Genomic DNA, 23,514 nt, shown 5'->3' with positions numbered 1-23,514 from the left:
TTCAGCCCCCAAGCTTTCCAAGACTGGCGAGATTGGGCAGATCGAAGATCGAGAGATCTGCCGCCTCCGCCGGAGCCAAAGTGCGAACCCCCGCACGCAATTTGGCTGAGCGAGCACGCGGATTGGCTTCCGCCTCCGCGTCACTCGCAGAAATCATCGACTTGCCAACCGGCTCGAAGGTGGCAGGCCGCTCATTCACGATCGGCATGTGACGCGACCCGGCGGCGCGACCCGAGCGATCGGCAAAGAATTTTTTGACGATGCGATCCTCCAGCGAATGGAAGGTCACGACGACAAGGCGCCCACCCGGCTTGAGCGCGCGCTCTGCCGCAAACAATGCCTGGGCCAGTTCGCCCAGCTCGTCATTGACGAAAATGCGCAAGGCCTGAAAGACCCGCGTCGCCGGATGAATCTTGTCCTTGGCCTTTCGCGGCGTCACGACCTCGATCAGCCCGGCCAGATCGCGGGTGGTCACGAAAGGAGCCTCAGCGCGACGCTTTTCGATCGCGTGCGCGATGCGCGGCGCCTGCTTTTCCTCGCCGAGAAACACGAAGATGCGGATGAGATCAGCAAGCTTGGCGCGATTGACCACATCGGCCGCCGACACACCGCTTGCCGACATCCGCATATCGAGCGGACCATTTTTACTGAAGGAAAAACCGCGCTCGGCCTCGTCGATCTGCATGGAGGAGACGCCGATATCGAGCACAATACCGTCAAGACCACCCGCAGGCGCATGATCGGCCAACTCGGAAAACTGCGATTGAATGAGATTGAGATGACCGGCATGGGCTGAAACGAGCGCCTGCCCTGCGACGATCGCCGTCGGATCGCGATCGAGCGCGGTCACGTTGGCACCGGCGGCAAGAATGGCCGACGTATAGCCGCCAGCCCCGAATGTTCCGTCGAGAATGACCTTGCCGGGCGCCGGAGCCAGCGCCTCGATCACCTCGGAAAGAAGAACCGGAATGTGACGAGCTGGTCCGCCACCGGCATCAGAAGAACCTCCGCCTGAATTCGCCGCCATTCCGTTTCCCCGTTCTATTCCGAGCGCCTGCCCGCCAGCCTGCGCTCCTCTCGTGCCTGCGCCTGCAAGGCCAGAAAGGCCTCCGGTCGCCATAATTGAAAATGATCCGCCCGACCGACGAAGGTTACTTCGCCTGCAATTCCGGTGAAGTCGCGAATAAAATCCGTGACCATCAACCGCCCTTCCGCATCGAGCTTCATGAAGACCCCGCCCCCGTGAATGAGGAGCGACATCTGGTTCGCCGCCGGCGAAAACGGATCGTCCGCCGCAATCTGCCGCTCGAAGCGATCGAGCAGATCCAGACCGCCGACGCTGATCGCCGGAAACACAAAATCCTGAAAGCAGTACAGCTCCTGGATATCGCGCTCCGCCAGCACGGAACGAAACGCAGCAGGCACGGAAACCCGCCCCTTGGAATCGATCCGGTTGGTCGCATTTGACAGGAAGCGGTTCATGACGCGAAACACCCGTCCCCCATGACCCGCAAGCCGCTACTCGCTTACAGGCACAGCCAAAATCGGACACAGCTTCGCAAGCCGAAAGGATAGACACCCTTCCGACACCCCCAGAACGGGAGCAATCATGGCTTTGCGATGATTGGGCTCTGATTTGCCCTTGTGCAGTGTTCGTTTGGGATACCATGGGACCATATGGGCGTCAATGGGATGAAGCCACGTCAGACGTGGCCGCAGCCTGAATATTCATAAGCCGTTAAGTTTAACGAAAGGTTAGGACAGGCTTCAGGAGACGTCCCGAAACGGATTGTTTTCACAGGCGAAAACCCGCGCCCGCCAAAGTCCGGAATCCCTGAGATTCAGGGGATTCAGCAACTCCCGAAATTATTTCTCAGGGGTACGGGATACACCTTCCCAAGATGGCGTGATGATTTGCCAGTTGGCCTGTAAGCCGGGTTCTGTATGGCTCCGGCCAAGGCCGGAACGTGGCAGCCATTCATCTGGGACGGCGCTTGCGCGACGCCTCTTGCAACCCACCCGGATGACCGGCCCGGAAACGGGCTGGAGCGCTTGCGCGCCCCGCGTCATCCCTATTCGGTTTTGCTCCCGGTGGGGTTTTCCGTGCCGTCGCTGTTTCCAGAGACGCGGTGGGCTCTTACCCCACCCTTTCACCCTTACCCGATCCAAGGATCGGGCGGTTTGCTTTCTGTGGCACTTTCCCTGAGGTTGCCCTCGCCGGACGTTATCCGGCACCGTGTTTCCGTGGAGCCCGGACTTTCCTCACCTCATCGCCTTTCGGCATTGATGAAGCGCGGCTGCCCGGCCAACTGGCACAGGCTCATTAACCGAGACCGTCCGTAATTGCCACCTAAATATGCGGCTTTGCCCAGGCAGGATGTCAGTTGCGGAAATGCGCTGAGAAATCCGTGGCGTAGCCCTCGTCCTTGATTCGACCTGCGAGCAGCAGCTCCGCTCCCAGCCGGCCGATTTCATCGGAACTCTTGGCGGAAGTGCCGTTGCAGCCCATCACGACCGCGACCCGCGAGGAAGACGTATAACCGATCATCGGATAGCCGGTCGGCGAATAGGAGACGGCACAGGAATTGGTAAAAGACGGCGGCCGCTTCACGCCGGGAACGAGCTCATGGAAGATCCGCACCAGATGATCGCGCGCCTTGTCGCGGCCCGGAGTCCGGAACCAGGCACGCAATTCCGCTTCGCTCTCGAATTGCAAGTCGTCGGGATCGCCGCCGATCTTGATGTAATATCTGCCGTCCGGATAGCGGATCGGCGGCAGCATATAGATGCTGTCCACGTCTTCAGGCGCCACCGAAATCAATGACGGCATGCCGGAAAGCGCCTCTGCCTCCGCCTCGCTGACCTCGAAGAAGGTGACAGTACGTCCATAAACCTTCATCTCAACAGGTCGCTGCAAGAGATTCTCGGCAATGGAGAAACCGCCGGTGGCCAACAGGATCTTTTCAGCGCTGAATGTCTCGCCTTCCGCCGTCCTGACGATGGCAAGGCCGCCCTCGTCGCGGATCGACAGCGCCGTCTGCTTGATGACACGCGCGCCGGCTTTTTCCGCGAGCAGCGATTGCGCCTTCACCAGGCGACGCGGGCTGATGTGACCAGCGCCCTTCGGTTCGAAAACCCCTTCGCTTCCCGAAGCGAAAGCGAAGAAGGGAAACTTCGCCTTGAGCCCGGCATCGTCGAGAAGTTCGGTTTGAACCCCCAGCCGACCAGCGGCCCCGACGACATCGTCGACATAGCTGATTTCACCGCCTCTCTTCGGCCCGGTGACGAGACAACCGACCGCCGAGTAGAACTGGATACCGCTGTCCCGTTCGATATCCGCATAGCGGCTGATCGAACGGTTTGCCAAGCGAGCCCAGTCCGTATCCGGGTCGATCGTGCGGGTAATGCGGCCTTCGTCATAATGACTGCCGAAAACGCCTTGATGATTGGCGCGATCTTCAGGTTCATCCGGCCCGATGACGGCGATGCCGTCCGTTTGGTTTGCCAGGTGACGGGCAGCCGCTGCTCCCATCATGCCCCGGCCAACGACGATGAACCTGAAATCCGCTGCCATGCTCTAACCCTCACGCATAATCGCGATTTCGATAGCACGGAAAGCGATTCCGCCCTACTCGAATCCGCCTGCGGATGGATCTCAGTCGAGAAGTGCCAGCACCTTGCCGCAATAGCGCTTCGAGATCGGATTCATGCGCGTCGCACCATGACCGGCATTGTACTTCAGGATGGTGTTGCAGGTCGGGCCGCCGCCAAGGTTCTGCGCCATGGCGAGATACTTCATGCCGAACTTGATGTTGGTCTCGGGATCGTAGAGCCCCTTCGTCCGACCCGTGTACCCCATCAGGCGGGCCGTGGCCGGCTTGATCTGCATCAGGCCGATTTCGCCTGCGCTGCCGCGAATTTTAGGATTGAAATTGCTTTCGATCTGGATGACGGCGGTGGCAAGTTCGACTGCGACACCGTTCTGCTTGGCATATTTGGCAATGAGCGCGGAATAGCGGGTCTGCCGTGCAAAGGAGGATTCAGCATTGCGCAATTCGGAGGGAACATTGGGAACCGGGAAGCCGGTGGTACGACTGACGCTCTTGAGAGGAACCGTCTTATGCTTTGCGTGGCGCTGGCCCGCAAGGGCGCAATCATATCCCACCAGCAGCACGCCGACGCATGCCACAGCCGCAACAATCAAATTTTTCATGTAGTCTTTTGTCTCCAGGATGGGACCGCGGACAGCACAAGCTGTCACGTCCGGCTGGAGGCAAAAAAAGCCGCCGGAATGCACAGTCCCCATTAGTCGTCTACGGTCGCGCGACACACAAACCCAGACGGCGCGACCGTCGTTCAGCGAGCGCCGTTAGACCAATCCAATGCGGAGATAATAGGGAAAAGCTGTGGCGCTACAGGGTGTTGCGCGCTTTGCCATCAATAGCCGGCTATAAATGCAGACGACAGGATCGAACGATATCAGGAATAATGCGGCAGCGCCGACAGCAGGCGATGAAGCGTATCGATCGTCGAAAAGTCAGCGATACCGTCGACGCGCTCCTGCCGGAAATGGCGCTGGAACGCCTCGACGTCGCCCTTCAGCTTTTCCGTGAATTCGCCATTTATTTCAGTGCCGTAACCGTAGAGCGAAAGCATGGACTGCAAGGCCTCGATCGGCTGGCCCACATCACCCTTCTGGAAGAACCGCCCGCCGGTGATCGAAGCCGGCTCAACCCAGTGCCCGACACCCGCTGCTCCAAGCCGCGCCCAGGGAAATTTTTCGCCCGGATCGACCTTGCGCACAGGCGCGACATCGGAGTGTCCAAGCACCCGTTCGGGGGCGATTGCCCAGCGTTGGCCGCAATCGCGACACAGTTCGATGACTGCTTCGACCTGCGCATCCGGGAATTCTGGCAATCCGCCGGGGTGCCCGGCATTGGCGATCTCGATACCGATCGACGATGAATTGATGTCGGTCTCGCCATGCCAGGAACTCTTGCCCGCATGCCAGGCGCGACGCTCTTCGGGGACAAGCTGCATGACGCGGCCGTCCTCGAAGACGAAGTAATGACTGGACACCTGGCTCTCGGGCCGACAGAGCCAATCGAGCGCTCCCTCGGCCGTACCCATGCCCGTATAATGCAGGAGGATGATATCGGGCCGACGCCCATTCCGCCTCTCGCCATGGTTCGGCGAGGGCTGCACATGGGCGCGACTGAAATCCGCCTTGAATGCACTCATGCTGCGCGGCGTTCTTTCTCGATCTCGGCATAAGCCGCATTCAGAGCTGCCATGCGCTCGTTGGCGATGGCGTGGAACTCTTCCGGCACCCCACGCGAAACGAGGCGATCCGGGTGGTTCTCGTAGACGAGGCCGTGATAGCGGCGACGGATCGTCGGGAAATCGTCCTGGCGCGAGACGCCCAGCACCTTGTAAGGATCGCGGCCGCCGACGTTGACATGGCGCGCCATGATCTGCTCGAACCGCTCCTCGCTCATGTGGAAAATCTCGGCCACATGCTGAAGGAAGGCCATTTCCTTCTCATGGATCAGACCGTCTGCCTTGGCGATATGGAACAGCCCATCCAGCACGTCTTCCAGAACCGGGCAATCCTTGGTGCAAGTCTCGCAAAGAGAGGAAAGCCGTTCCGCGTAGGCTTCATAACCGGCGACATCCTGACGCGCGAGATTATAGAGGCGGGCAACATTTCTTGCCTGATCGGGCGGGAACTCGAAGATCTCGCGAAACGCGTTGACCTCGTTTTCCGTCACCACGCCGTCTGCCTTCGCCATCTTGGCCGACAGGGCGATTATGGCGACTGAAAACGCCACTTTGCGGCGCGTTTCTGGATCGCCTTCAAAGACGGTGCGAATAGCCTCGACCACGGCCGACAGGGCATTGCCGGCGGTGCTACCGATAGCATTCAGCAATTTTTCCCAGAACGACATGCCGGTCCCGATATCCTACTGAAACAGTAGAACACCTTGATCAAATAATGCCTGTCAATGCAAGCAGTCCATTCGTCGCAAGCCCGAAAACACTTTTCACGATTTGGTAATGATGCTGCACTGCAAGACATTCCCCAATCGGACATGCGCCTACCCACAACGGTAAAACAAACCGCGGGGTTCTTAAATTCTTTACTTTACACCTATGTCCGCCTGTCGCATCCATTCCCACCGCAACCATTGAAATGAAGCAGCCTGACTGCAAGGAGGATCTCCATGGCCAAACAGAAAGTCGCAATGCTCACTGCCGGTGGATTGGCGCCCTGTCTCTCTTCCGCCGTTGGCGGGCTGATCCAGCGCTACAGCGACGTTGCGCCCGATCTCGACATCATAGCCTATCGTTCCGGCTACCAGGGAGTTCTGCTCGGCGACAGCATCGAGGTAACGCCGGCCATGCGTGAGCGCGCCTATTTGCTCCACCGCTATGGCGGCTCGCCGATCGGCAACAGCCGCGTCAAGCTCACCAACATCGCCGATTGCGTCAAGCGCGGCCTGGTCAAGGAAGGCGAAAACCCGCTGCGCGTTGCGGCAGAACGGCTTGCCTCCGACGGCATCACCATTCTCCACACCATCGGCGGCGACGATACCAATACGACCGCGGCCGACCTCGCCGCCTATCTCGGTGCCAATGGCTATGATCTGACCGTCGTCGGCCTGCCGAAGACCGTCGATAACGACGTCGTGCCGATCCGTCAGTCTCTCGGCGCGTGGACGGCTGCCGAAGTCGGCGCTGACTTCTTTGATAATGTCAGCAACGAACAGACCGCCGCACCGAAAACCCTCGTCATCCATGAAGTGATGGGCCGTCACTGTGGCTGGCTGACGGCCGCGACTGCGCGCGCTTACATCCAGAAGACCAGCGCCAACGAATATGTCGACGGCTTCATGATGAACGCCGAACTGAAGGGCATTGACGGCCTTTATCTGCCCGAGATGGCATTCGATATCGAGGCGGAAGGTGAGCGGCTGCGCAACATCATGGAAAAGACCGGCCAGGTGACGCTGTTCGTGTCTGAAGGCGCCGGCCTTGACGCCATCGTCGCCGAGCGCGAAGCCTCAGGCGAAACCGTCAAGCGCGACGCCTTCGGCCATGTGAAGATCGACACCATCAATGTCGGTGGCTGGTTCCAGAAGCAGTTTGCCGCAATCATCGGCGCCGAACGCTCCATGGTGCAGAAGTCCGGCTATTTCGCCCGCTCCGCGCCAGCGAACGGCGAAGACCTCCGCCTGATCCAGGGCATGGTTGATCTGGCGGTGGAAAGTGCGCTCCATAAAGTATCTGGCGTCACCGGACATGATGAGGGTCAGGGCGGCAAGTTGCGTGTCATCGAATTCCCGCGCATCAAGGGCGGCAAGGCCTTCGACATTTCCGCTCCCTGGTTCGTCGAAGTCATGGACCATATCGGGCAGAAATACGCCCAGGCCTGAAATGCACACAGATCTGACTGATCGGTGATCAATCGGATTGACGGATGGCGAATCCGATGTCTTTGCTGGCGGCGAATATAGGAATTAGGGGAGGATTCCATGTCCATAGAAACCTGGCTCGCTTTCGCCGCCACGTCCTGCATCATGCTGGCCATACCCGGTCCGACCATTCTCCTTGTCATATCCTATGCGCTTGGCCACGGCCGCAAGACGGCCTTGGCGACGGTGACCGGCGTCACGCTTGGCGACTTCACCGCCATGACCGCCTCGCTCGCAGGTCTCGGCGCCCTCCTTGCCACATCAGCGACACTATTCACGATTCTTAAGCTGATCGGCGCAGCCTATCTCGTTTTCCTCGGAATCAAGCTCTGGAGAGCCCCCATCGTGACGGGCCCGATGGGCGACAATGACAATCTTCCAGAGGAAAAACCGTTAAAAATTCTCTTACACGCCTATGTTGTAACAGCTCTCAACCCGAAGAGCATCGTGTTCTTCGTCGCGTTCGTTCCGCAATTTCTCGACATGTCGAAGCCATTTCTTGAGCAAACGCTTATTTTGGAGGCAACTTTCCTCACTTTAGCGGCCCTGAACTCACTGATTTACGTGTTCGTCGCCGACATGGCACGCGGCTTCATCCGCAAGGCAAGCGTGCAACGCGCCGTTAACAGAACGGGCGGAACCCTGTTGATTGCAGCCGGTGCAGTGACCGCCGGATACCGCCGGATGGCCGCCTGAGGCGGTGCAGGGTTGCGGCGCGATCACGGATAGGTTAATGGGGATTCATAATTTTATCGATCCTGTGACCGAATTTGGCGGTCCTGTGGCCGAATTGCATCGAAATTAGGTTTGGTTTTTTCGAAAGTGACAGAATGGTAACGATCGGATTTCCCAGCCTGAAGCGCAGCGCTGCCATATCGGCAGTGATGTGTGGCGCTCTGGCCGGGTGCGCAAGCACTCAGCAGCAGCAGACGTCTCAGGCAGAACTCCCGTCGGCACACGCCAACGTGCCGCATCCGAATACGACCCTCACCTCAACTGGCGCAGCCGCGCCTGCAGGCAGCGTCGCAATGACCGCAGCAGCGCCGGGCTTCATCGGCCCGCAGCAGCCGCAACAGATGGCAATGGTAAAGTCCGGACGTATCGTGCCGGGCGCGCCAAATGTTGCCTCCGGCAGCATAAGCCAGCAGCAGATGGCCGCGGCACAGGGGCGCTTCGGCGCACCGGTGGCAAACGCTGCCAATCAGGGAACCGCTGCAATCGCAGCAGCAACGGGCGCCCCTGCTACAGGGACGTCGACGGCTGCCGCCTATGCCGCTTCCGACGTGCCTTTGGTGCCTTCCGTCGTAGCAATCCCTATGCCCAATCCGGCTCGTCCGGGTGACGCCGCGCTGACGCCGGTGTCCGCCGCTGTGGCCCAAAGCGAGCCGACCATTCCGATGACGTCGGATGTTGCCGCCATTCAGGTTGCCGTGCCGACCCCGCGTCCGGATTCAATGGCGCAGGCAGAAGTCGCCTTCGCCGCGCCGGCACAGATCGGACTTCTGCGCTACGCTGACAACCGCATGCGTTACGACTTCAATTTTGACAGCAGCGGGCCGACGGTTGTCCCGGCGGTGATGGTCACGACACCGAATTACGATTCCGATGTGCCGGCTGCTGAAAAGAGCTACGTATCGAAGCTCATCCAGAAATACGCCAAGCTCTACGAAATTCCGGAATCTCTGATCCATCGTGTCGTCCACCGCGAGAGCCGCTACAATCCAAAGGCTTATAATCGCGCCGGATATTTCGGCTTGATGCAGATCAAGTACAATACGGCGAAGTCCATGGGCTACGAAGGCCCGGCATCCGGCCTTCTCGATGCCGAAACCAACATCAAATATGCCGCCAAATATCTGCGCGGCGCGTGGATGACGGCCGACAGCAAGGCTCAGAACAAGGAAGCCAATGCTGTCCAGCTCTACGCGCGTGGCTATTACTACGATGCCAAGCGCAAGGGCCTGACAGACGTCGCCAACGGCAATTACTGATCTATCGGGATATTTTGAAAGCCGGCCTCAATTCAAGGCCGGCTTTATTGCGTCCACGATCCGCTTCACCAGGATTTGCGGCCGATAGTCCGCCCAAGTCGGCGTCAGTCCCATCCGCACGACGACGAGATTGACGGACGGTACGATCGCGACCGTCTGACCGTCGTGACCGGTCATCCAGAACGTATCTGCAGGCAGGCCAAATTGCGCATTCGAGCCGCCGGGGCCGGCAAGCCAAGCCTGAACCTGCGAATAGACGCCCTCGGAAGCCTTCGTCGGCGTGCGCATGGCACCGACAAACCCCTCCGGCAACAGGCGGCGCCCGTTCCAGATCCCATCCTGCAGCAGAAACAGGCCGAAGCGCGCCCAGTCACGAGCGTTGGCATAGAGATAGGAGCTGCCGACGAAGGTGCCACGCTCATCGGCCTCAAAAACCGCACTGTACATGCCGAGCGGCCCGAAGAGCGCTTCGCGCGGATAGGAAACGGCTGTGCTCAGATTGGGTAGCCGGTTCATCCAGATGCGGGAAAGCAGGGTCGCCGTACCGCTGGAATAGCTGAAGCGCTCCCCTGGCGCCGCCAACTGACGTCCATTGGCGGCGATACTGGTCACATCCGGATCAAGATAGAGCATGCGCGTCACATCCGATACGCTGCCGTAGGACTCGTTGAAAGCAAGGCCGCTCTCCATGGCAAGGAGATCACTGAGCTTGATATCCTTGCGTGAGTCCGCGCTCCATTGCGGGAGAAGATTCTGATCGTCGAAAGACATGCGTCCGGCCAGCATGAGGCGGCCGATGATGGCGGCATTGACCGTTTTCGTCATCGACCAGCCAATAAGAGGCGTCCCTTTGCCGAAGCCGTCGCCATAGGACTCGGCGACGATGCGTCCATCCTTGACGACAACGATCGCGCGCATGGCAGGCCCGGCGAGATCGGAGTTCGACACGATATTGGCAAGCTTCGCCCCCAGGTCGCCCTGCCCGATGTCTACCGTATCGCCGTCGGGCCACAAGGCATCGCTCTTCGGCGCCTTGACCTTGTTGAGAAAGACTGCGCTGCGAGCCGCCTGCATATCTCCATCCGGCACGAGCGCACAGCCGAGCGCGCCGCGATAGAGCGCACGGTTCGGCGCAAACATTCCGAGGAAGCGGGCAGTAACCACCCCTTCCTCTCGATCGACGGAGACCCGAATGAACTTGAGCGCGGGATTGCCCGGAGCCTGCACGTCCTCCTCCAGCACCTTGTCCGGGTCCCGTTTGGCCACGAACGTATTGGAGCAGACGATCTTTGCCGCATAGCCATCGCCAACCTTGAGCAGTTCCGGCGGATAAACGGAAAGCCAGACGGCCCCGCCGGCGACAATGATCAGCAGCAGAACAACCAGAGCCCCGATCACTCTCGATATCAAACGCATATTGCATACCCTCCAGAAAGGTAGGCGGAGACAATCAGGAAACGCTGCGAGATGAAAGACCTATGATGGTCAGGGTTCCTTAAATATGTGCAAGGTTACTTTTATGCCCGATCTGCCAACAGCCCGCGTCATCAGACTGTAGCATTGCCGGGTTAAACGCCCTGAACTTCACAAATCGGTGACAAGACTCAGATGACGGAATTCGCCCCGGATGCCGGTCTCCAGAAGAACCGGAAACTCAAGGACGCGCTTCTACAACACAAGGCACTGTCCAAGGCAGGCCTTTCCGAACGCCTGTTCGGAATGCTGTTTTCCGGCCTTGTCTATCCGCAGATATGGGAAGATCCGGATGTCGATATGGCGGCGATGGAACTGCAGCCGCATCACCGCATCGTGACAATCGGTTCGGGCGGCTGCAACATGCTCGCCTATCTCTCGCAAAATCCCGCTTCCATCGATGTTGTCGATCTCAATCGCCACCATGTTGCTCTGAACAAGCTGAAACTCTCGGCTTTCCGCCTGCTGCCCGGCCATACCGATCTGGTACGCTTCTTCGGGACGCCCGACATTGCGGCAAACAGCCAGGCTTACGACCAGTTCATCGCACCGCGGCTTGATACCGCAACCGCCGACTACTGGGCTGGCCGCGATCTCTACGGCCGCCGCCGCATCACCGTATTCAATCGCAATATCTACAAGACCGGCCTTCTTGGTCGCTTTATCGGCGCGGCCCATGTTCTGGCGCGCCTTCACGGCGTTCGCCTCGACAGAATGACGGAAGCCCGCACCATGCGCGAGCAGCGTCAGTTCTTCGAAGAAGAAATCGCTCCGATCTTCGACAAGCGTGCGGTTCGCTGGCTGCTCGGCCGCAAGAGCTCGCTCTTCGGCCTCGGCATCCCGCCGCAGCAATATGACGAGCTCGCAAGCCTCGCGGGCGACGACTCCATTTCCGCGGTGCTGAAGCATCGCCTCGAAAAGCTCGCCTGCCATTTCCCGATGCGCGACAACTACTTCGCCTGGCAGGCGTTCTCTCGCCGCTATGCCGCCCAGCATCAGGGCCCCCTGCCCACCTATCTCAAGCCGGAGCACTATGCCGCGATCCGCGCCAACGCCGACCGCGTCGACGTGCATCACGCCAATTTCACCGAGCTTCTTGCTTCCAAGCCGGCGGCGTCCCGTGATCGCTATATCCTCCTCGATGCGCAGGACTGGATGACGGACGAGCAGCTCAATGGCCTCTGGGCCGAGATCACGCGCACAGCGCGTGAAGGCGCTCGCGTCATCTTCCGCACGGCCGCCGAAAGGAGCATTATCGAGGGCCGCCTTTCTCCGGCGATCCGCGACCAGTGGGTCTATTTTGAAGAGCGCTCGCAGGAACTCAACGCCCTTGATCGCTCGGCCATCTACGGCGGCTTCCATATCTACGGGAAAAAAGCGTGAGCCAGGCGGATACCGGCATAGAACCCAGCGCGAATAACCACGCCAGGCTGATGGATGGCATGTACCGCTATCAGCGCCATATCTATGACCTGACCCGCAAATATTATCTGTTCGGTCGTGATCGAACGATCGAGCAACTGAATGTGCCTATCGGCGGCTCGCTTCTGGAAGTCGGCTGCGGCACGGGCCGCAATATGCTGCTGGCCCACCGCCGCTTCCCGTCCGCCCGTCTCTACGGCCTCGACATCTCGCAGGAAATGCTGATCTCGGCGCGCAGCAATTTCCGCGGCCTGAAGCAGATGCCGGATTTCCGTGTTGCCGATGCCACCGCCTTTTCGCCTGCCGATTTCAGTGTGGACGGCTTCGATCGTGTCATGATCTCCTACGCGCTTTCGATGATCCCCGACTGGAAAAGCGCTATCGATGCCTCGCTCGATGCGGTGGCGCCGGGCGGCGAGCTTCACATCGTCGATTTCGGCCAACAGGAAGGATTGCCGGGCTGGTTCCGCGCCATGCTCAAGGGCTGGCTGAAGAAATTCCACGTCGCCCCACGCCCCGATCTTCTGACCGTGCTTGAAGAAAAAGCGCAAGCGCGAGGCATGTCCCTGAAGACCGAAAGGATCGGTCGCGGCTATGCCTGGCGGGCCGTCGCAACACGGCACGGCGCCTGACCGGCCATATCCACCGATCGAGATTCCGCTTCGGCAACGAGCCAAGCATAAGAATCCGCTTGAAGATAACGCATTTTTTACGTTGATATGGTGAATAAAGTGGCAAGATCGGCTAGCAATGGCCGGTCCGCCGCTCTTTTGGATTCTCGGGGACCATATTACGGAAGCCAGGCCTTGGGGCAACAAGATCACTCGCGCCACAACAGGATATCCATGCGTCGGCTTCTGGCATGCCTATTGCCGCTCGCCTTTTTCTTGAATGGCTGCACGACCGGCTATGACGCACTTTCGACAACGGCTCTCCCCAAGACCCGGTTCGCCGATACCAAACCGCAGGATTTCGGCCGCGATCATCCCGAGCGCCACCCCATCCACGGGATCGACATTTCCAAATGGCAGGGCGATATCGATTGGAAGGCCGTCAAGGGCTCCGGTGTCGCTTTCGTCTTCATCAAGGCGACGGAAGGCAAGGATCGGATCGATCCGCGTTTCACCGAATATTGGAATGAAGCGAGCGCTGCGGGACTTCTGCACGCGCCCTATCATTTCTTCTATTTCTGCTCGACCGCGGACGAGCAGGCCGATTGGTTCATCCGCAATGTGCCGAAGGATGCCATGGCGCTCCCGCCCGTCGTCGATGTCGAGTGGAATCCCGGCTCTCCGACCTGCCGCACCAGACCGCCCGCCGAAACGGTGCGAACGGAAATCAAGCGGTTCATGGATCGCCTCGAAGCCTATTACGGCAAGCGCCCGATCATCTATACATCGGTCGATTTCCATCGTGAAAATCTTGTCGGTTACTTCAAGGACTATCACTTCTGGGTCCGCTCGGTCGCCAAGCATCCGAAGGAGACCTATGCGGATCGCAACTGGGCCTTCTGGCAATATACCTCAACAGGCGTCATTCCCGGCATCAAGGGCCCGACGGATATCAATGTTTTTGCCGGCTCCGAGCAGAACTGGCAAAACTGGGTAAAGGCAGTAGAGAAGCAGGGAAATTCTTAAGGCCGACTCCACTTCACTCTTGCTTATGTCACAATCTTCTGTGAAAGCGACCCTATTCTATCACTGGAAAGGATCGCTCATGGACCGTCACACCATTCGACGCAGCGCTCTTGCGTTGCTCCTCGCCTCAACCATGACCGGTACGGCGATGGCGCAGAGCGCGGCACCAGCCGCCGTGCCGCCCGCGAGCAGCGACGCAACGCCGAAAGTAGCCTGCGGCGGCGATCTGGCGGCCTTTCTCGCCGGCGTGAAGGCAGAGGCTATTGCCGATGGCGCGGATGCCGCAGCCGCTGACAAGACGTTCGCCGGCGCGCAGATCGACCCGAAAGTCCTCGCGATGGACCGCAGCCAGGGCGTCTTCCGCCAGACTTTCCTCGAATTCTCCCAACGCACCGTCAGCCAGGGCCGCCTCGACATCGGCCGCCAGAAGATGAAGCAATATGCCGATGTTTTCGCCAAGGCCGAAAAGGACTATGGCGTACCTCCGGGCGTCATCACCGCCTTCTGGGCGATGGAAACCGATTTCGGCGCCGTTCAGGGCAATTTCAACACCCGCAATGCGCTGGTCACCCTTTCCCATGACTGCCGCCGTCCGGATTTCTTCCGCCCGCGCCTGATCGCGCTGATCGAACTCGTCCAGCGCGGTGACGTCGACCCGGCAACGACGACGGGTGCATGGGCTGGTGAAATCGGCCAGACGCAGATGCTACCGCCTGACATCATTGCCTACGGCACGGATGGCGATGGCGACGGTCATGTCAATCTGAAGACCAGTGCGCCCGACGTCATCCTGACCACTGCGCGCTTTCTCCAGCATCTCGGCTTCATTCGCGATCAACCCTGGCTGCAGGAAGTCGCCGTACCGGATAATCTCCCTTGGGAAAAATCCGGCATTGGCGGCACGCTGACGGCTGGTGATTGGTTCAAGCTCGGCGTCAAGCCGCGCGACGGCAATACGAATTTCGCTTCGCTGCCGGCCGCCCTCATCCTGCCGCAGGGCCGCAAAGGCCCAGCCTTCCTGACCTATCCGAACTACAACACCTATCTCGGCTGGAACCAGTCGTTCATCTACACGACCTCGGCCGCCTATTTCGCCACCCGCTTCGCCGGTGCTCCGCCCTATAACAAGGGCAACCCCGAGCCGGGCCTGAACGATGTCGACATGAAGGCGCTTCAGACCAAGCTCGTGGCCCGCGGCTACGATGTTGGCAAGATCGATGGCATTCTGGGCTCCGGCACGCGTGTCGCCATCCAGAAGGAACAGTTCCGCTTGGGCATGCCGGCCGACGGCTGGGCGACGACGGCGTTGCTCAACGCGCTCTGATTTTTCCTGATTATCAGATCGAAAAGGCGACTTCGAGCCGCCTTTTTTGTATCTCCCCTGCCACCTCCAGGCGCCGACAATCCCCGGCGCAGGAAACGGGTGGTGCATCGCCCCTCTTCCAGTTTAGATGGATCGAAAGAGGAGAGATCGACATGAATGGCGAGAACCGAATGAGTGCCTCGACCTGGGGCCTGCTGCTGTTGCTGGGATTAATCTGGGGCGGATCGTTCTTCTTCGCGCGGATCGCGGTTCACCACGTCCCGCCCTTTACGCTCGTCCTTCTGCGCCTGTCGCTGGCAGCAGCGGCGCTGCATGTCTATCTCGCTGGCCGCCTCGATATCTATCAGTCACTGCGGCGCCATTGGCGGCAATTTCTGCTGCTGGGACTGATCAATAACGCCATACCGCACACCTTGCTCTTCTGTGGTCAGACGCAGATGGGCGCCGGCCTCGCCTCCATCCTGAATGCAACGACACCGATGTGGACCGTGCTGATCGGCAATCAGCTCACAACGGACGAGCGCCTGACATCCGCCAAGCTCGCCGGATGCCTCACAGGATTGCTTGGAACCGCGGTGCTGCTCGGACCGAGCGTTACTAGCAGCGGCTCAGTTCCCTTCTGGGCGCTATCGCTGCCGATCCTGGCGGCGATCTCCTATGGCTTTGCCGCCATCTATGCCAAACGCTTCAAAGGCATTGCGCCGCCGGTTGTGGCAGCGGGCCAGCTGACCGGCTCTTCGCTCATCATGCTGCCGGTCGCCCTGTCGATCGATCAGCCTTGGACACTCGCCGCTCCACCGTTGATGGCAATTGCTGCCATTCTCGGCCTGGCGCTTCTGTCCACCGCCTTTGCCTACATCCTCTTCTTTCGGATCATCGAGCTTGCCGGCGCCACCAATACGTCTCTCGTCACCTTGCTCGTGCCACCAAGCGCCCTGCTGCTCGGCTTTCTTTTCCTCGGGGAGCGCATGGGGTCCGCGGAAATCGCCGGTATGCTGCTGATCGCGACGGGGCTGCTTATCCTGGATGGAAGGCTCTACGCGTGGGTCAAAAGCAGTTTGCGCCCCGATGTGGCCTGACGCCACGCGGTTTATACACAACTGAACCGATCTTGTTCGACCGAAAATTGTAAAGCCAGTTCAACTCGCTAGGGCGAAAACTTGAATCAAAGCAACAGGCGGCTACCGCGCCGCAGCATCGAATGTTCTTTCCAAAAGACACATTTTCGACATAAAATTTAACGGCTGACTGAGGAGGAAGACATGGGATTAACACGATCCATCAACGTCCTAGTGGTCGGTGCGGCCTTTGCTTTCGTCGTGACGATGCTTTTCATCTGACGGCTTTGGTGAAATTCGCAGACGACCAAACTCCGAAAAGCTAACAAAACCCCTGTTTCATTAGAAAAGCGCATGTCCCGACCGGACATGCGCTTTTTTATCGGCTCCCGTGAAGTGCTCAGGCGGCGGCACCGGCCCGCGCATCCACCTTGCGCTGCAGGCCTAACCGTTCAAGCACGGCCGAAACCAGCGCCGAACGGTTCATCGTATAGAGGTGAAACTCATGGATGCCGCGGCGCATCAGATCCTGGATCTGCTCGGCAGCCACTTCGGCGGCAACCCTGGCACGCTCCTCGGTGTTTTCGTCCAGACCGGCGAAACGCTCGTCGAGCCAGGACGGAATGTTCGTGCCGCAGGCGCCGGCAAAGCGCTTCAGCTGCGTCAGGTTCTGGATCGGCATGATCCCTGGCACGACCGGAATCTCGATGCCAGCGGCGCGGACACTGTCGTGATAGCGCTCGAAAGCGTCATTATCGAAGAAGAACTGGGTCAGCGCCCGGTCGGCGCCATTCTCCGCCTTGCGCTTCAGCATGTCGATATCTGCAGCCGTATCGCGGCTTTCCGGATGCTTTTCAGGATAGGCCGAGACGGAGATGTCGAAATCGCCGCGCTCGCGCAAAGCCCCAACCAGTTCCGCCGCATTGGCATAACCACCCGGATGCGGCTGATAGGCCGAACCGACACCACCAGGCGGATCGCCGCGCAGGGCGACGAAACGGCGAACGCCGGCAGCCAAGAACTCGTCGATGACCCGATGCGTGTCCTCGCGCGTCGCCCCGACGCAGGTCAGATGCGACGCCGTCGTGAACGGCGTCTCATGGATCATCTTGCGCACGGCAGACAAGGTCGGCGCCTTGGTCGAGCCGCCGGCCCCATAGGTGACCGAGACGAACTCGGGCTCCCAATCGCTTAGTTCCTCGACAGTGTTCCAGAGCTGCTGCTCCGCCTCTTCCGATTTCGGCGGAAAGAACTCGAAGGAAATGCGGATACCGTCATCACGGCTTTCGGATCTCGAAGACATGTCAAACTCTCCCGGCAAGAATGGGGGACGATTGGAGGTCTTGGTCGGCCGCAATCAGCAACCGCGGGTCGCGCGCCAGCCAGATGGTGACTGTCAGCGCCTGACCGCCTTCCTTTCCCGAATGAAGGTCCTGCACACGCTCGACATCCAGCCCCGCCAGCTTCAGCCAATCCGACATGGTCTGATGCGAGAAGCCGAGACGCAGATGCGCATGATCGTCACGCAGATATTCGAGCCCGTGCGGCGCAAGATCGATGATCACAAGCCGGCCGCCGGGCCGCAGCATTCGCGCCGCCTCGTTAATGGCGATTTCCGGCTGATCGAGGAAATGCAGCACCTGATGGATGGTGATGAGGTCGAAATCCTGCTGTTCGAGCGGCAGGTTGAAGATATCGCCATGGCGCACAGAGGCGCTCGTGATGTTGGCCCGGTCGAGATTGGCGCGAGCAACGGCCAGCATGTCGCGGCTGGCATCTATGCCGACGGCCCGACGGTAGTGGCCGGTCAGAAGCTGCAACATGCGGCCCGTGCCTGTGCCAAGATCGAGAAAGGAGTCGATCGGCTGCGGGCCGATCAGATCGATCAGCGCCTTGTCGACATCCTCATCAGCGACATGGAGACGCCGCAGCTCATCCCATTCGGCAGCATTGCGGCTGAAATAGGCCTGGGCGCGCTCGGCGCGAACGCGCTTCACAGAAGAAAGGCGCTCGCCATCGCGCAGCAGCACCGTATCCTTCTCGGCGGTGTGGCGCAGCAGCGCGCGCGCCAGCGTCACCGCCTTGCCTTCCTGCTTCAGGCGGAAATAGGCCCACGCGCCTTCCTGATAGCGATCGATCAGGCCGGCTTCGCCGAGCAACTTCAAGTGTCGGGAAATGCGCGGCTGTGATTGGCCGAGAATTTCGGTAAGATCGGTGACCGTGAGGTCCCCGGCTGCGAGCAGCGCGAGAAGACGCAGCCGCGTCGGCTCGCCGACCGCCTTCAGCACATCCACCACGTCATCCAAGCCGAGTTTAACCAGATCCGTCATTCGACACCCAATCAAGATATAAAGATATCTTTATGTGATTTGAGCACGATCTGCAAGAGCCAATCGCTCGCGACGTTAATTCGACGTCGGAAATCTGTTAGTTTCTGACGAAAACGGAATACCCGCTTACGCCGAAGTGCAAACAAAAACCCCGGACAAGCCGGGGTTTTCGATGAGTGAGACCGATAGCTTAGCGCGTCAGTCGCTTGTGCGCCTGGCTGCCTGGATTGAGGGCATCGGGGCCGAGGCGGCGGATCTTGTCCTGCTCGTAATCTTCGAAATTGCCTTCGAACCATTCGACATGGCCTTCGCCTTCAAAGGCTAGGATATGCGTGGCCAGACGGTCGAGGAACATACGATCGTGGCTGATGATGATGGCGCAGCCGGCGAAGTTTTCAAGCGCGCTTTCCAGCGCTCCCAGCGTTTCCGTATCGAGGTCGTTGGTGGGTTCGTCGAGCAGAAGCACGTTGCCGCCAGCCTTCAGCATCTTGGCCAGGTGAACGCGGTTGCGCTGACCGCCGGAGAGATTGCCGACCTTTTGCTGCTGGTCGCCGCCCTTGAAGTTGAAGGCGCCGCAATAGGCGCGCGAGTTCATGTCGAACTTGCCGAGCTTGATGACTTCGGCGCCGCCGGAGATTTCCTCCCATACCGTCTTATTGCCATCAAGCGCGTCGCGGCTCTGGTCGACGTAGCTGAGATGCACCGTCTCGCCGATGCGGACCGAGCCGGCATCCGGCTTTTCCTGACCGGTGATCATCTTGAACAGGGTCGTCTTGCCGGCGCCGTTCGGGCCGATGATGCCGACGATGCCGCCCGGCGGCAGCTTGATCGACAGATCGTTGATCAGCGTGCGGCCTTCGAAACCCTTGGTGATGCCCTCCATCTCGACCACCACCTGACCGAGACGCTCGCTGACCGGAATGATGATCTGCGCATCGCCGGGACGCTGATTTTCGGCAGCATCGACCAACTGTTCGTAAGCGTTGATACGCGCCTTGGACTTGGCCTGACGGGCCTTGGGGCTGGAGGCAATCCATTCCTGTTCGCGGCTGATCGCCTTCTGACGGCCAGCTTCTTCGCGGGCTTCCTGCTGCATGCGCTTGGCCTTGGCCCGCAGATAGGCGGAATAGTTGCCTTCGTAGGGAATGCCGCGGCCGCGGTCGAGTTCGAGGATCCAGCCTGTGACATTGTCGAGGAAGTAGCGATCGTGGGTGATCATCATCACGGCACCCGGATAGTCGCGCAGATGCTTTTCCAGCCAGGCGATGGTCTCGGCGTCGAGATGGTTGGTCGGTTCGTCGAGCAGCAGCAGGTCCGGCTGCGAGAGAAGCAGGCGGCAAAGCGCGATACGGCGGCGCTCACCGCCGGAAAGGCTAGTGACTTCGGCATCGCGCGGCGGGCAGCACAACGCTTCCATTGCCATCTCGACCTGGCTTTCCAGATCCCAGAGATTCTGGCTGTCGATGATGTCCTGGAGCTTGGCGCCCTCTTCCGCAGTCTCGTCGGAATAGTTCATCATCAATTCGTTGTAGCGATTGAGGATTTCGGTTTTCTTGGCAACGCCTTCCATGACGTTTTCGAAAACCGTCTTGTTCGGATCGAGCTGAGGCTCCTGCGCGAGGTAACCGATGGTGGCGCCTTCGGCCAACCAGGCTTCGCCGGTATATTCCTTGTCGAGGCCGGCCATGATGCGCAGCACCGTCGACTTACCCGCACCGTTCGGGCCGAGAATACCGATCTTGGCGTCGGGGTAGAAGGAGAGATGGATGTTCTCGAGGATCTTCTTGGCGCCATAGGACTTATTCAGTCCGGCCATATGATAAATAAACTGACGTGCCATAGCTTGGGTTACTCCACGGGCGGATAACATTGCGAATTGTGCCGCTATGTAGGCGAAACCCGGCCCTCGGGCAACGGCGAAACCTTGTCCGAGGGCATTTATCCGCGTCGCAAAGACCGGATTAGGCTAGAAACCGGCCGCGTCCACCACGCCGCGGTCACAGCCGAAGGAAGTGCTGCCCGCCCCCTGGATGAGCTTCGCAAGCCGAGGCTCGTTACCCTGCGGCGGATCGATCGCATCTTCCGAGAGACCTATGGTCAACTCAGAAATCATCCTGACATTGCCGACGCGGCGGCAGCTCATCTTGATGCGGGCATTGGCCCCCTCGCCGAAGCTCTGGTCGAAGGCTGCCTTGATGCTTTCGGCGTCGAGCTCCTTGCCGATGTTCTGGGCGAAGAGATCGCGCACCGTCGATGCATTGAGTTCGGTAATCAGGCCGGCGGCGATGGAGAAATATTGGTCGGCGCTGAGCTTCGTGCAGGTGCCGTGCTTGATCCACTCGTGCCGCTCGAGCCCGGATTGCGTGCCCGGCATCACCTTGTCGAGCTTGGTCTTCACGTCTTGCGACAGCTGTACCGCCGGCAGGTCCTTCCAGTCGCTGCTGCGATCTGCCTGCTTCAGATCATCGGAGACATCACAATATTGCTGCCGCATCGGCCAGAGGCCGTGCAACGAAAAATTCGTGGCGTCATGATTGTCCGACGACTGGTTCCGGCACTCCGCCTTCTTCTGGTTCGTTTGGCAAAATGTCGGCTCCCAGCTTGCCGCCAGGATAAAGCGCGTCCGCCCGCGGCTATGGTCCTGCGCCATGGCGCCGGTCACAATGCCGACCGAAAGGATTGCAACCGCAAATACCCGAAGCCAATGCTTCATTCCCCGCCTCCAACTGGAACATTATGGGAACAAATAAGCAGGTTGCTCGAGTGTGCGCAATCCTGAATCGCGGCGCTCGGAAAGATTTATTTCTGTGAGCTTCACCACCTATCCATTGCAATCGGGCGGATGATAACCTTTCGTTCAATCCGGGAGGAATGAAGCATGTTCGCCGAGACACAGCGCCTGAACAGTCCGACGGGCGCGACCCTTGCCTATCATCATTTGCCGACGGCGATCGATGCTCGCGGCGTCCTTCTGATCTCGCACGGCCTCGCCGAGCACTCCCGTCGCTATGAAACCTTCGCGAACGCGATGGCCGCCCAAGGATTTCATGTCTATGCCCATGACCATCGCGGGCATGGCGAGACCGTTGCCTACGATGCGCCGATCGGGCGCTTCGCCCGAAGAGATGGTGTCGAGCAGGTCATCGCCGATGTCCTTGCCATGCGTGAGCTCGCCGCAAGCACCCATCCCGGCCTGCCGATCATCCTGTTCGGTCATTCCATGGGCGGTCTAATCAGCCTGAACGCGGCCGTCACCTATCCCGACAAATTCGATGCCGTCACCGTGTGGAACTCGAATTTCAATCCAGGCATTGCCGGCCGCGCCGCCCAACTCATTCTCAGGACCGAGCGGATGTTCAAGGGATCGGATGTGCCAAGCGGACCGCTGCCGAAATTGACCTTCGGCACCTGGGCGCGATCTATTCCGAACCGACGCACGGACTTCGACTGGCTCTCCCGCATCCCGGCGCAGGTCGACAAGTACGTCGCCGATCCGCTGTGCGGCTTCGATGCCTCCGTCTCGCTCTGGCTCGACATATTCGAACTCACCTTCCGAGCGCCACAAAGGACCTATCTCGACCGTCTCTCTCGCGACATGCCGATCCATCTCGTCGGCGGTGGCAAGGACCCGGCAACCGACAACGCGAAGGCAATTTCCTGGCTGGCAAATCATTTGAAAGGTGCTGGCCTCGCTCATATCACCACTGAGATCTATCCAGACATGCGGCACGAGACGCTCAACGACATCGGCGCCGAGCAAGCCATTTCCGACTTTGCCGATTGGTGCAAGAAGATGACGGCAAAGAACTGATTCTCAAGGAAATTCTGTAATGAACACCTCCAGCGGCTCCTCAGTCCGATTGCCGCAATCGGAGCTGACCTTCGGCCTGTTGATGATGTTTCTATCCGTCGTCCTCTCGCCGATCATCGACATCTTCTCCAAGCTCGCGGCAACAACCATTCCGCCGGGAGAAGTCACTGCCGCGCGCTTCATCTTCCAATCGCTCTTCGCACTGCCGATGATGGTTATGCGCGGACAATGGGGTCTGTGGACATGGCGGCGCAGCGGTATTCATGCCATCCGTGCTGCCGTGCTCACACTGTCCATGGTGTCCTTCGTGACCACGCTGCAGGTCATGGAAGTTGCCGACGCCATCGCCATCTTCTTCGTCGAGCCGATGATGCTGACGATCCTGAGCAGCATCTTCCTTAAGGAAACCATCGGATGGCGACGCTACACCGCCTGCGCCGTCGGCTTCTTCGGCGCGATGCTCATCATCCAGCCGAGCTTTCAGGAAGTCGGCTTCATCGCGCTACTGCCCGTCGTCACCGCCCTTTGCATTGCCGTTTACGTGATGATTACGCGCGTCGTCTCCCATAGCGAGGATGCCTGGTCGATGCAGTTCCAGACGGGCATATGGGGCATCGGCCTCAGCCTGATCCTGCTCGCAATCGGCCGGGCAACGGGAATTGCAATCCTTGATCTCGTGATGCCGGACCTCACTGCCATGCTCTACCTGCTTGGCGTCGGCGTTAGTGCAGCCGTCACCGGCATTCTGACGGTCCACGCCTATCGCGCGGTGCCAGCCTCGACGCTCGCACCTCTGCAATATTTCGAGATCGTCTCCGCGACCATCTTCGGCTGGTTGGTTTTCGACAACTTCCCGGATGCGATCAAATGGCTTGGCATTCTCATCATCATCGGCTCCGGCCTCTATATCCTCTGGCGCGAGCGACGCTTTGCTTCCAGGCCGGTATCCGATACATCTGAAGCAGCGTTCACGCCGTAAGCGGGAGAGCGGAC

Annotated in this window: 21 protein-coding genes and 1 other RNA gene; 10 read left to right on the top strand and 12 right to left on the bottom strand. The window is 59.6% G+C overall.

Annotated elements, in window-relative coordinates; all coding sequences use genetic code 11:
• Position 1: 1 nt before the first annotated feature.
• The 7 genes from rsmH to BJ928_RS19850 form a co-directional block, all read right to left on the bottom strand.
• Positions 2-1,027: a 16S rRNA (cytosine(1402)-N(4))-methyltransferase RsmH gene (gene rsmH, locus BJ928_RS19880; protein WP_047633760.1), complete on the bottom strand. Its 1,026-nt coding sequence runs from the start codon at positions 1,025-1,027 to the stop codon at positions 2-4.
• 14 nt (positions 1,028-1,041) lie between these two features.
• A complete protein-coding gene (gene mraZ, locus BJ928_RS19875; RefSeq protein ID WP_047633895.1) occupies positions 1,042-1,482 on the bottom strand; it encodes a division/cell wall cluster transcriptional repressor MraZ in 441 nt (146 codons plus the stop codon).
• Positions 1,483-1,913: 431 nt separating this feature from the next.
• Positions 1,914-2,313, bottom strand: an RNA gene (gene rnpB / locus BJ928_RS19870) — RNase P RNA component class A.
• A gap of 67 nt (positions 2,314-2,380) precedes the next feature.
• Positions 2,381-3,574: an FAD-dependent oxidoreductase gene (locus BJ928_RS19865; RefSeq protein ID WP_047633758.1), complete on the bottom strand. Its 1,194-nt coding sequence runs from the start codon at positions 3,572-3,574 to the stop codon at positions 2,381-2,383.
• Between the two features lie 81 nt (positions 3,575-3,655).
• Positions 3,656-4,213 carry a transglycosylase SLT domain-containing protein gene (locus tag BJ928_RS19860; protein WP_047633756.1) on the bottom strand — a complete coding sequence of 186 codons (558 nt, stop codon included), beginning with the start codon at positions 4,211-4,213 and terminating at the stop codon, positions 3,656-3,658.
• A gap of 266 nt (positions 4,214-4,479) precedes the next feature.
• Positions 4,480-5,241 carry an N-acetylmuramoyl-L-alanine amidase gene (locus BJ928_RS19855; RefSeq protein WP_047633755.1) on the bottom strand — a complete coding sequence of 254 codons (762 nt, stop codon included), beginning with the start codon at positions 5,239-5,241 and terminating at the stop codon, positions 4,480-4,482.
• A complete protein-coding gene (locus BJ928_RS19850; protein WP_047633754.1) occupies positions 5,238-5,948 on the bottom strand; it encodes a DnaJ family molecular chaperone in 711 nt (236 codons plus the stop codon). Before BJ928_RS19850 ends, BJ928_RS19855 begins: the two co-directional genes overlap by 4 nt.
• Before the next feature lie 276 nt (positions 5,949-6,224).
• Here BJ928_RS19850 and BJ928_RS19845 point away from each other — a divergent pair, with 276 nt between their 5' ends.
• The 3 genes from BJ928_RS19845 (at position 6,225) to BJ928_RS19835 (ending at position 9,466) form a co-directional block, all read left to right on the top strand.
• The gene (locus BJ928_RS19845; RefSeq protein WP_047633753.1) at positions 6,225-7,436 is read left to right on the top strand and encodes a pyrophosphate--fructose-6-phosphate 1-phosphotransferase; all 1,212 of its coding nucleotides are present in this window, start codon (positions 6,225-6,227) and stop codon (positions 7,434-7,436) included.
• Positions 7,437-7,535: 99 nt separating this feature from the next.
• Positions 7,536-8,171 carry a LysE family translocator gene (locus tag BJ928_RS19840; protein ID WP_047633751.1) on the top strand — a complete coding sequence of 212 codons (636 nt, stop codon included), beginning with the start codon at positions 7,536-7,538 and terminating at the stop codon, positions 8,169-8,171.
• Between the two features lie 134 nt (positions 8,172-8,305).
• Complete coding sequence (locus tag BJ928_RS19835) at positions 8,306-9,466, top strand: lytic transglycosylase domain-containing protein (protein WP_047633749.1); 1,161 nt, start codon at positions 8,306-8,308, stop codon at positions 9,464-9,466.
• 27 nt (positions 9,467-9,493) lie between these two features.
• On the opposite strand, the gene BJ928_RS19830 is transcribed toward BJ928_RS19835, so the two are convergent.
• The gene (locus BJ928_RS19830; protein WP_047633748.1) at positions 9,494-10,882 is read right to left on the bottom strand and encodes a serine hydrolase; all 1,389 of its coding nucleotides are present in this window, start codon (positions 10,880-10,882) and stop codon (positions 9,494-9,496) included.
• 192 nt (positions 10,883-11,074) lie between these two features.
• Between BJ928_RS19830 and BJ928_RS19825 the strand changes: the two genes are divergently transcribed.
• From BJ928_RS19825 to BJ928_RS19805, 5 genes are all read left to right on the top strand, one after another.
• Positions 11,075-12,322 (top strand): DUF3419 family protein, encoded by a 1,248-nt coding sequence (locus tag BJ928_RS19825; protein WP_047633746.1) that lies wholly within the window; start codon positions 11,075-11,077, stop codon positions 12,320-12,322.
• Between the two features lie 50 nt (positions 12,323-12,372).
• The gene (locus BJ928_RS19820; protein WP_052227821.1) at positions 12,373-12,993 is read left to right on the top strand and encodes a class I SAM-dependent methyltransferase; all 621 of its coding nucleotides are present in this window, start codon (positions 12,373-12,375) and stop codon (positions 12,991-12,993) included.
• 213 nt (positions 12,994-13,206) lie between these two features.
• Positions 13,207-13,998, top strand: a complete 792-nt coding sequence (locus tag BJ928_RS19815) for a GH25 family lysozyme (RefSeq protein WP_047633745.1) — start codon at positions 13,207-13,209, stop codon at positions 13,996-13,998.
• A 79-nt stretch (positions 13,999-14,077) separates the two neighbouring features.
• The gene (locus tag BJ928_RS19810) at positions 14,078-15,322 is read left to right on the top strand and encodes a lytic murein transglycosylase (RefSeq protein WP_047633744.1); all 1,245 of its coding nucleotides are present in this window, start codon (positions 14,078-14,080) and stop codon (positions 15,320-15,322) included.
• A 152-nt stretch (positions 15,323-15,474) separates the two neighbouring features.
• Entirely contained in the window at positions 15,475-16,401 is a 927-nt protein-coding gene (locus tag BJ928_RS19805) for a DMT family transporter (RefSeq protein ID WP_047633743.1), read from the top strand.
• Between the two features lie 379 nt (positions 16,402-16,780).
• Here BJ928_RS19805 and metF read toward each other — a convergent pair whose 3' ends face one another.
• The 4 genes from metF to BJ928_RS19785 form a co-directional block, all read right to left on the bottom strand.
• Positions 16,781-17,683, bottom strand: coding sequence for a methylenetetrahydrofolate reductase [NAD(P)H] (gene metF, locus BJ928_RS19800; protein ID WP_047633742.1), 903 nt, complete (start codon positions 17,681-17,683; stop codon positions 16,781-16,783).
• Position 17,684: 1 nt separating this feature from the next.
• Positions 17,685-18,710 (bottom strand): metalloregulator ArsR/SmtB family transcription factor, encoded by a 1,026-nt coding sequence (locus tag BJ928_RS19795; RefSeq protein WP_047633740.1) that lies wholly within the window; start codon positions 18,708-18,710, stop codon positions 17,685-17,687.
• Between the two features lie 190 nt (positions 18,711-18,900).
• Positions 18,901-20,550: an energy-dependent translational throttle protein EttA gene (gene ettA, locus BJ928_RS19790; RefSeq protein WP_047633737.1), complete on the bottom strand. Its 1,650-nt coding sequence runs from the start codon at positions 20,548-20,550 to the stop codon at positions 18,901-18,903.
• 126 nt (positions 20,551-20,676) lie between these two features.
• Complete coding sequence (locus BJ928_RS19785) at positions 20,677-21,360, bottom strand: ribonuclease (protein ID WP_245432437.1); 684 nt, start codon at positions 21,358-21,360, stop codon at positions 20,677-20,679.
• A 228-nt stretch (positions 21,361-21,588) separates the two neighbouring features.
• Here BJ928_RS19785 and BJ928_RS19780 point away from each other — a divergent pair, with 228 nt between their 5' ends.
• Positions 21,589-22,521: an alpha/beta hydrolase gene (locus BJ928_RS19780; protein ID WP_047633734.1), complete on the top strand. Its 933-nt coding sequence runs from the start codon at positions 21,589-21,591 to the stop codon at positions 22,519-22,521.
• Positions 22,522-22,540: 19 nt separating this feature from the next.
• Positions 22,541-23,500, top strand: a complete 960-nt coding sequence (locus BJ928_RS19775; protein WP_047633732.1) for a DMT family transporter — start codon at positions 22,541-22,543, stop codon at positions 23,498-23,500.
• Positions 23,501-23,514 lie beyond the last annotated feature (14 nt).

Source organism: Rhizobium sp. WW_1, assembly GCF_003610155.1.
Taxonomy (GTDB): domain Bacteria; phylum Pseudomonadota; class Alphaproteobacteria; order Rhizobiales; family Rhizobiaceae; genus Rhizobium; species Rhizobium tropici_A.
The sequence above is the reverse complement of the archived record's forward strand: the minus strand, read 5'-3'. Positions and strand labels throughout refer to the sequence as shown.

Excerpts from the sequence above, each read along its gene's own strand:
- BJ928_RS19795 (WP_047633740.1), bottom strand. The coding sequence starts at position 18,710 with ATGACGGATCTGGTTAAACTCGGCTTGGATGACGTGGTGGATGTGCTG.
- BJ928_RS19815 (WP_047633745.1), top strand. The coding sequence starts at position 13,207 with ATGCGTCGGCTTCTGGCATGCCTATTGCCGCTCGCCTTTTTCTTGAAT.
- BJ928_RS19830 (WP_047633748.1), bottom strand. The coding sequence starts at position 10,882 with ATGCGTTTGATATCGAGAGTGATCGGGGCTCTGGTTGTTCTGCTGCTG.
- BJ928_RS19780 (WP_047633734.1), top strand. The coding sequence starts at position 21,589 with ATGTTCGCCGAGACACAGCGCCTGAACAGTCCGACGGGCGCGACCCTT.
- BJ928_RS19775 (WP_047633732.1), top strand. The coding sequence starts at position 22,541 with ATGAACACCTCCAGCGGCTCCTCAGTCCGATTGCCGCAATCGGAGCTG.
- BJ928_RS19845 (WP_047633753.1), top strand. The coding sequence starts at position 6,225 with ATGGCCAAACAGAAAGTCGCAATGCTCACTGCCGGTGGATTGGCGCCC.
- BJ928_RS19835 (WP_047633749.1), top strand. The coding sequence starts at position 8,306 with ATGGTAACGATCGGATTTCCCAGCCTGAAGCGCAGCGCTGCCATATCG.
- BJ928_RS19825 (WP_047633746.1), top strand. The coding sequence starts at position 11,075 with ATGACGGAATTCGCCCCGGATGCCGGTCTCCAGAAGAACCGGAAACTC.
- metF (WP_047633742.1), bottom strand. The coding sequence starts at position 17,683 with ATGTCTTCGAGATCCGAAAGCCGTGATGACGGTATCCGCATTTCCTTC.
- mraZ (WP_047633895.1), bottom strand. The coding sequence starts at position 1,482 with ATGAACCGCTTCCTGTCAAATGCGACCAACCGGATCGATTCCAAGGGG.
- ettA (WP_047633737.1), bottom strand. The coding sequence starts at position 20,550 with ATGGCACGTCAGTTTATTTATCATATGGCCGGACTGAATAAGTCCTAT.
- BJ928_RS19820 (WP_052227821.1), top strand. The coding sequence starts at position 12,373 with ATGGATGGCATGTACCGCTATCAGCGCCATATCTATGACCTGACCCGC.
- BJ928_RS19805 (WP_047633743.1), top strand. The coding sequence starts at position 15,475 with ATGAATGGCGAGAACCGAATGAGTGCCTCGACCTGGGGCCTGCTGCTG.
- BJ928_RS19855 (WP_047633755.1), bottom strand. The coding sequence starts at position 5,241 with ATGAGTGCATTCAAGGCGGATTTCAGTCGCGCCCATGTGCAGCCCTCG.
- BJ928_RS19865 (WP_047633758.1), bottom strand. The coding sequence starts at position 3,574 with ATGGCAGCGGATTTCAGGTTCATCGTCGTTGGCCGGGGCATGATGGGA.
- BJ928_RS19850 (WP_047633754.1), bottom strand. The coding sequence starts at position 5,948 with ATGTCGTTCTGGGAAAAATTGCTGAATGCTATCGGTAGCACCGCCGGC.
- BJ928_RS19785 (WP_245432437.1), bottom strand. The coding sequence starts at position 21,360 with ATGGCGCAGGACCATAGCCGCGGGCGGACGCGCTTTATCCTGGCGGCA.
- BJ928_RS19860 (WP_047633756.1), bottom strand. The coding sequence starts at position 4,213 with ATGAAAAATTTGATTGTTGCGGCTGTGGCATGCGTCGGCGTGCTGCTG.
- BJ928_RS19810 (WP_047633744.1), top strand. The coding sequence starts at position 14,078 with ATGGACCGTCACACCATTCGACGCAGCGCTCTTGCGTTGCTCCTCGCC.
- rsmH (WP_047633760.1), bottom strand. The coding sequence starts at position 1,027 with ATGGCGGCGAATTCAGGCGGAGGTTCTTCTGATGCCGGTGGCGGACCA.
- BJ928_RS19840 (WP_047633751.1), top strand. The coding sequence starts at position 7,536 with ATGTCCATAGAAACCTGGCTCGCTTTCGCCGCCACGTCCTGCATCATG.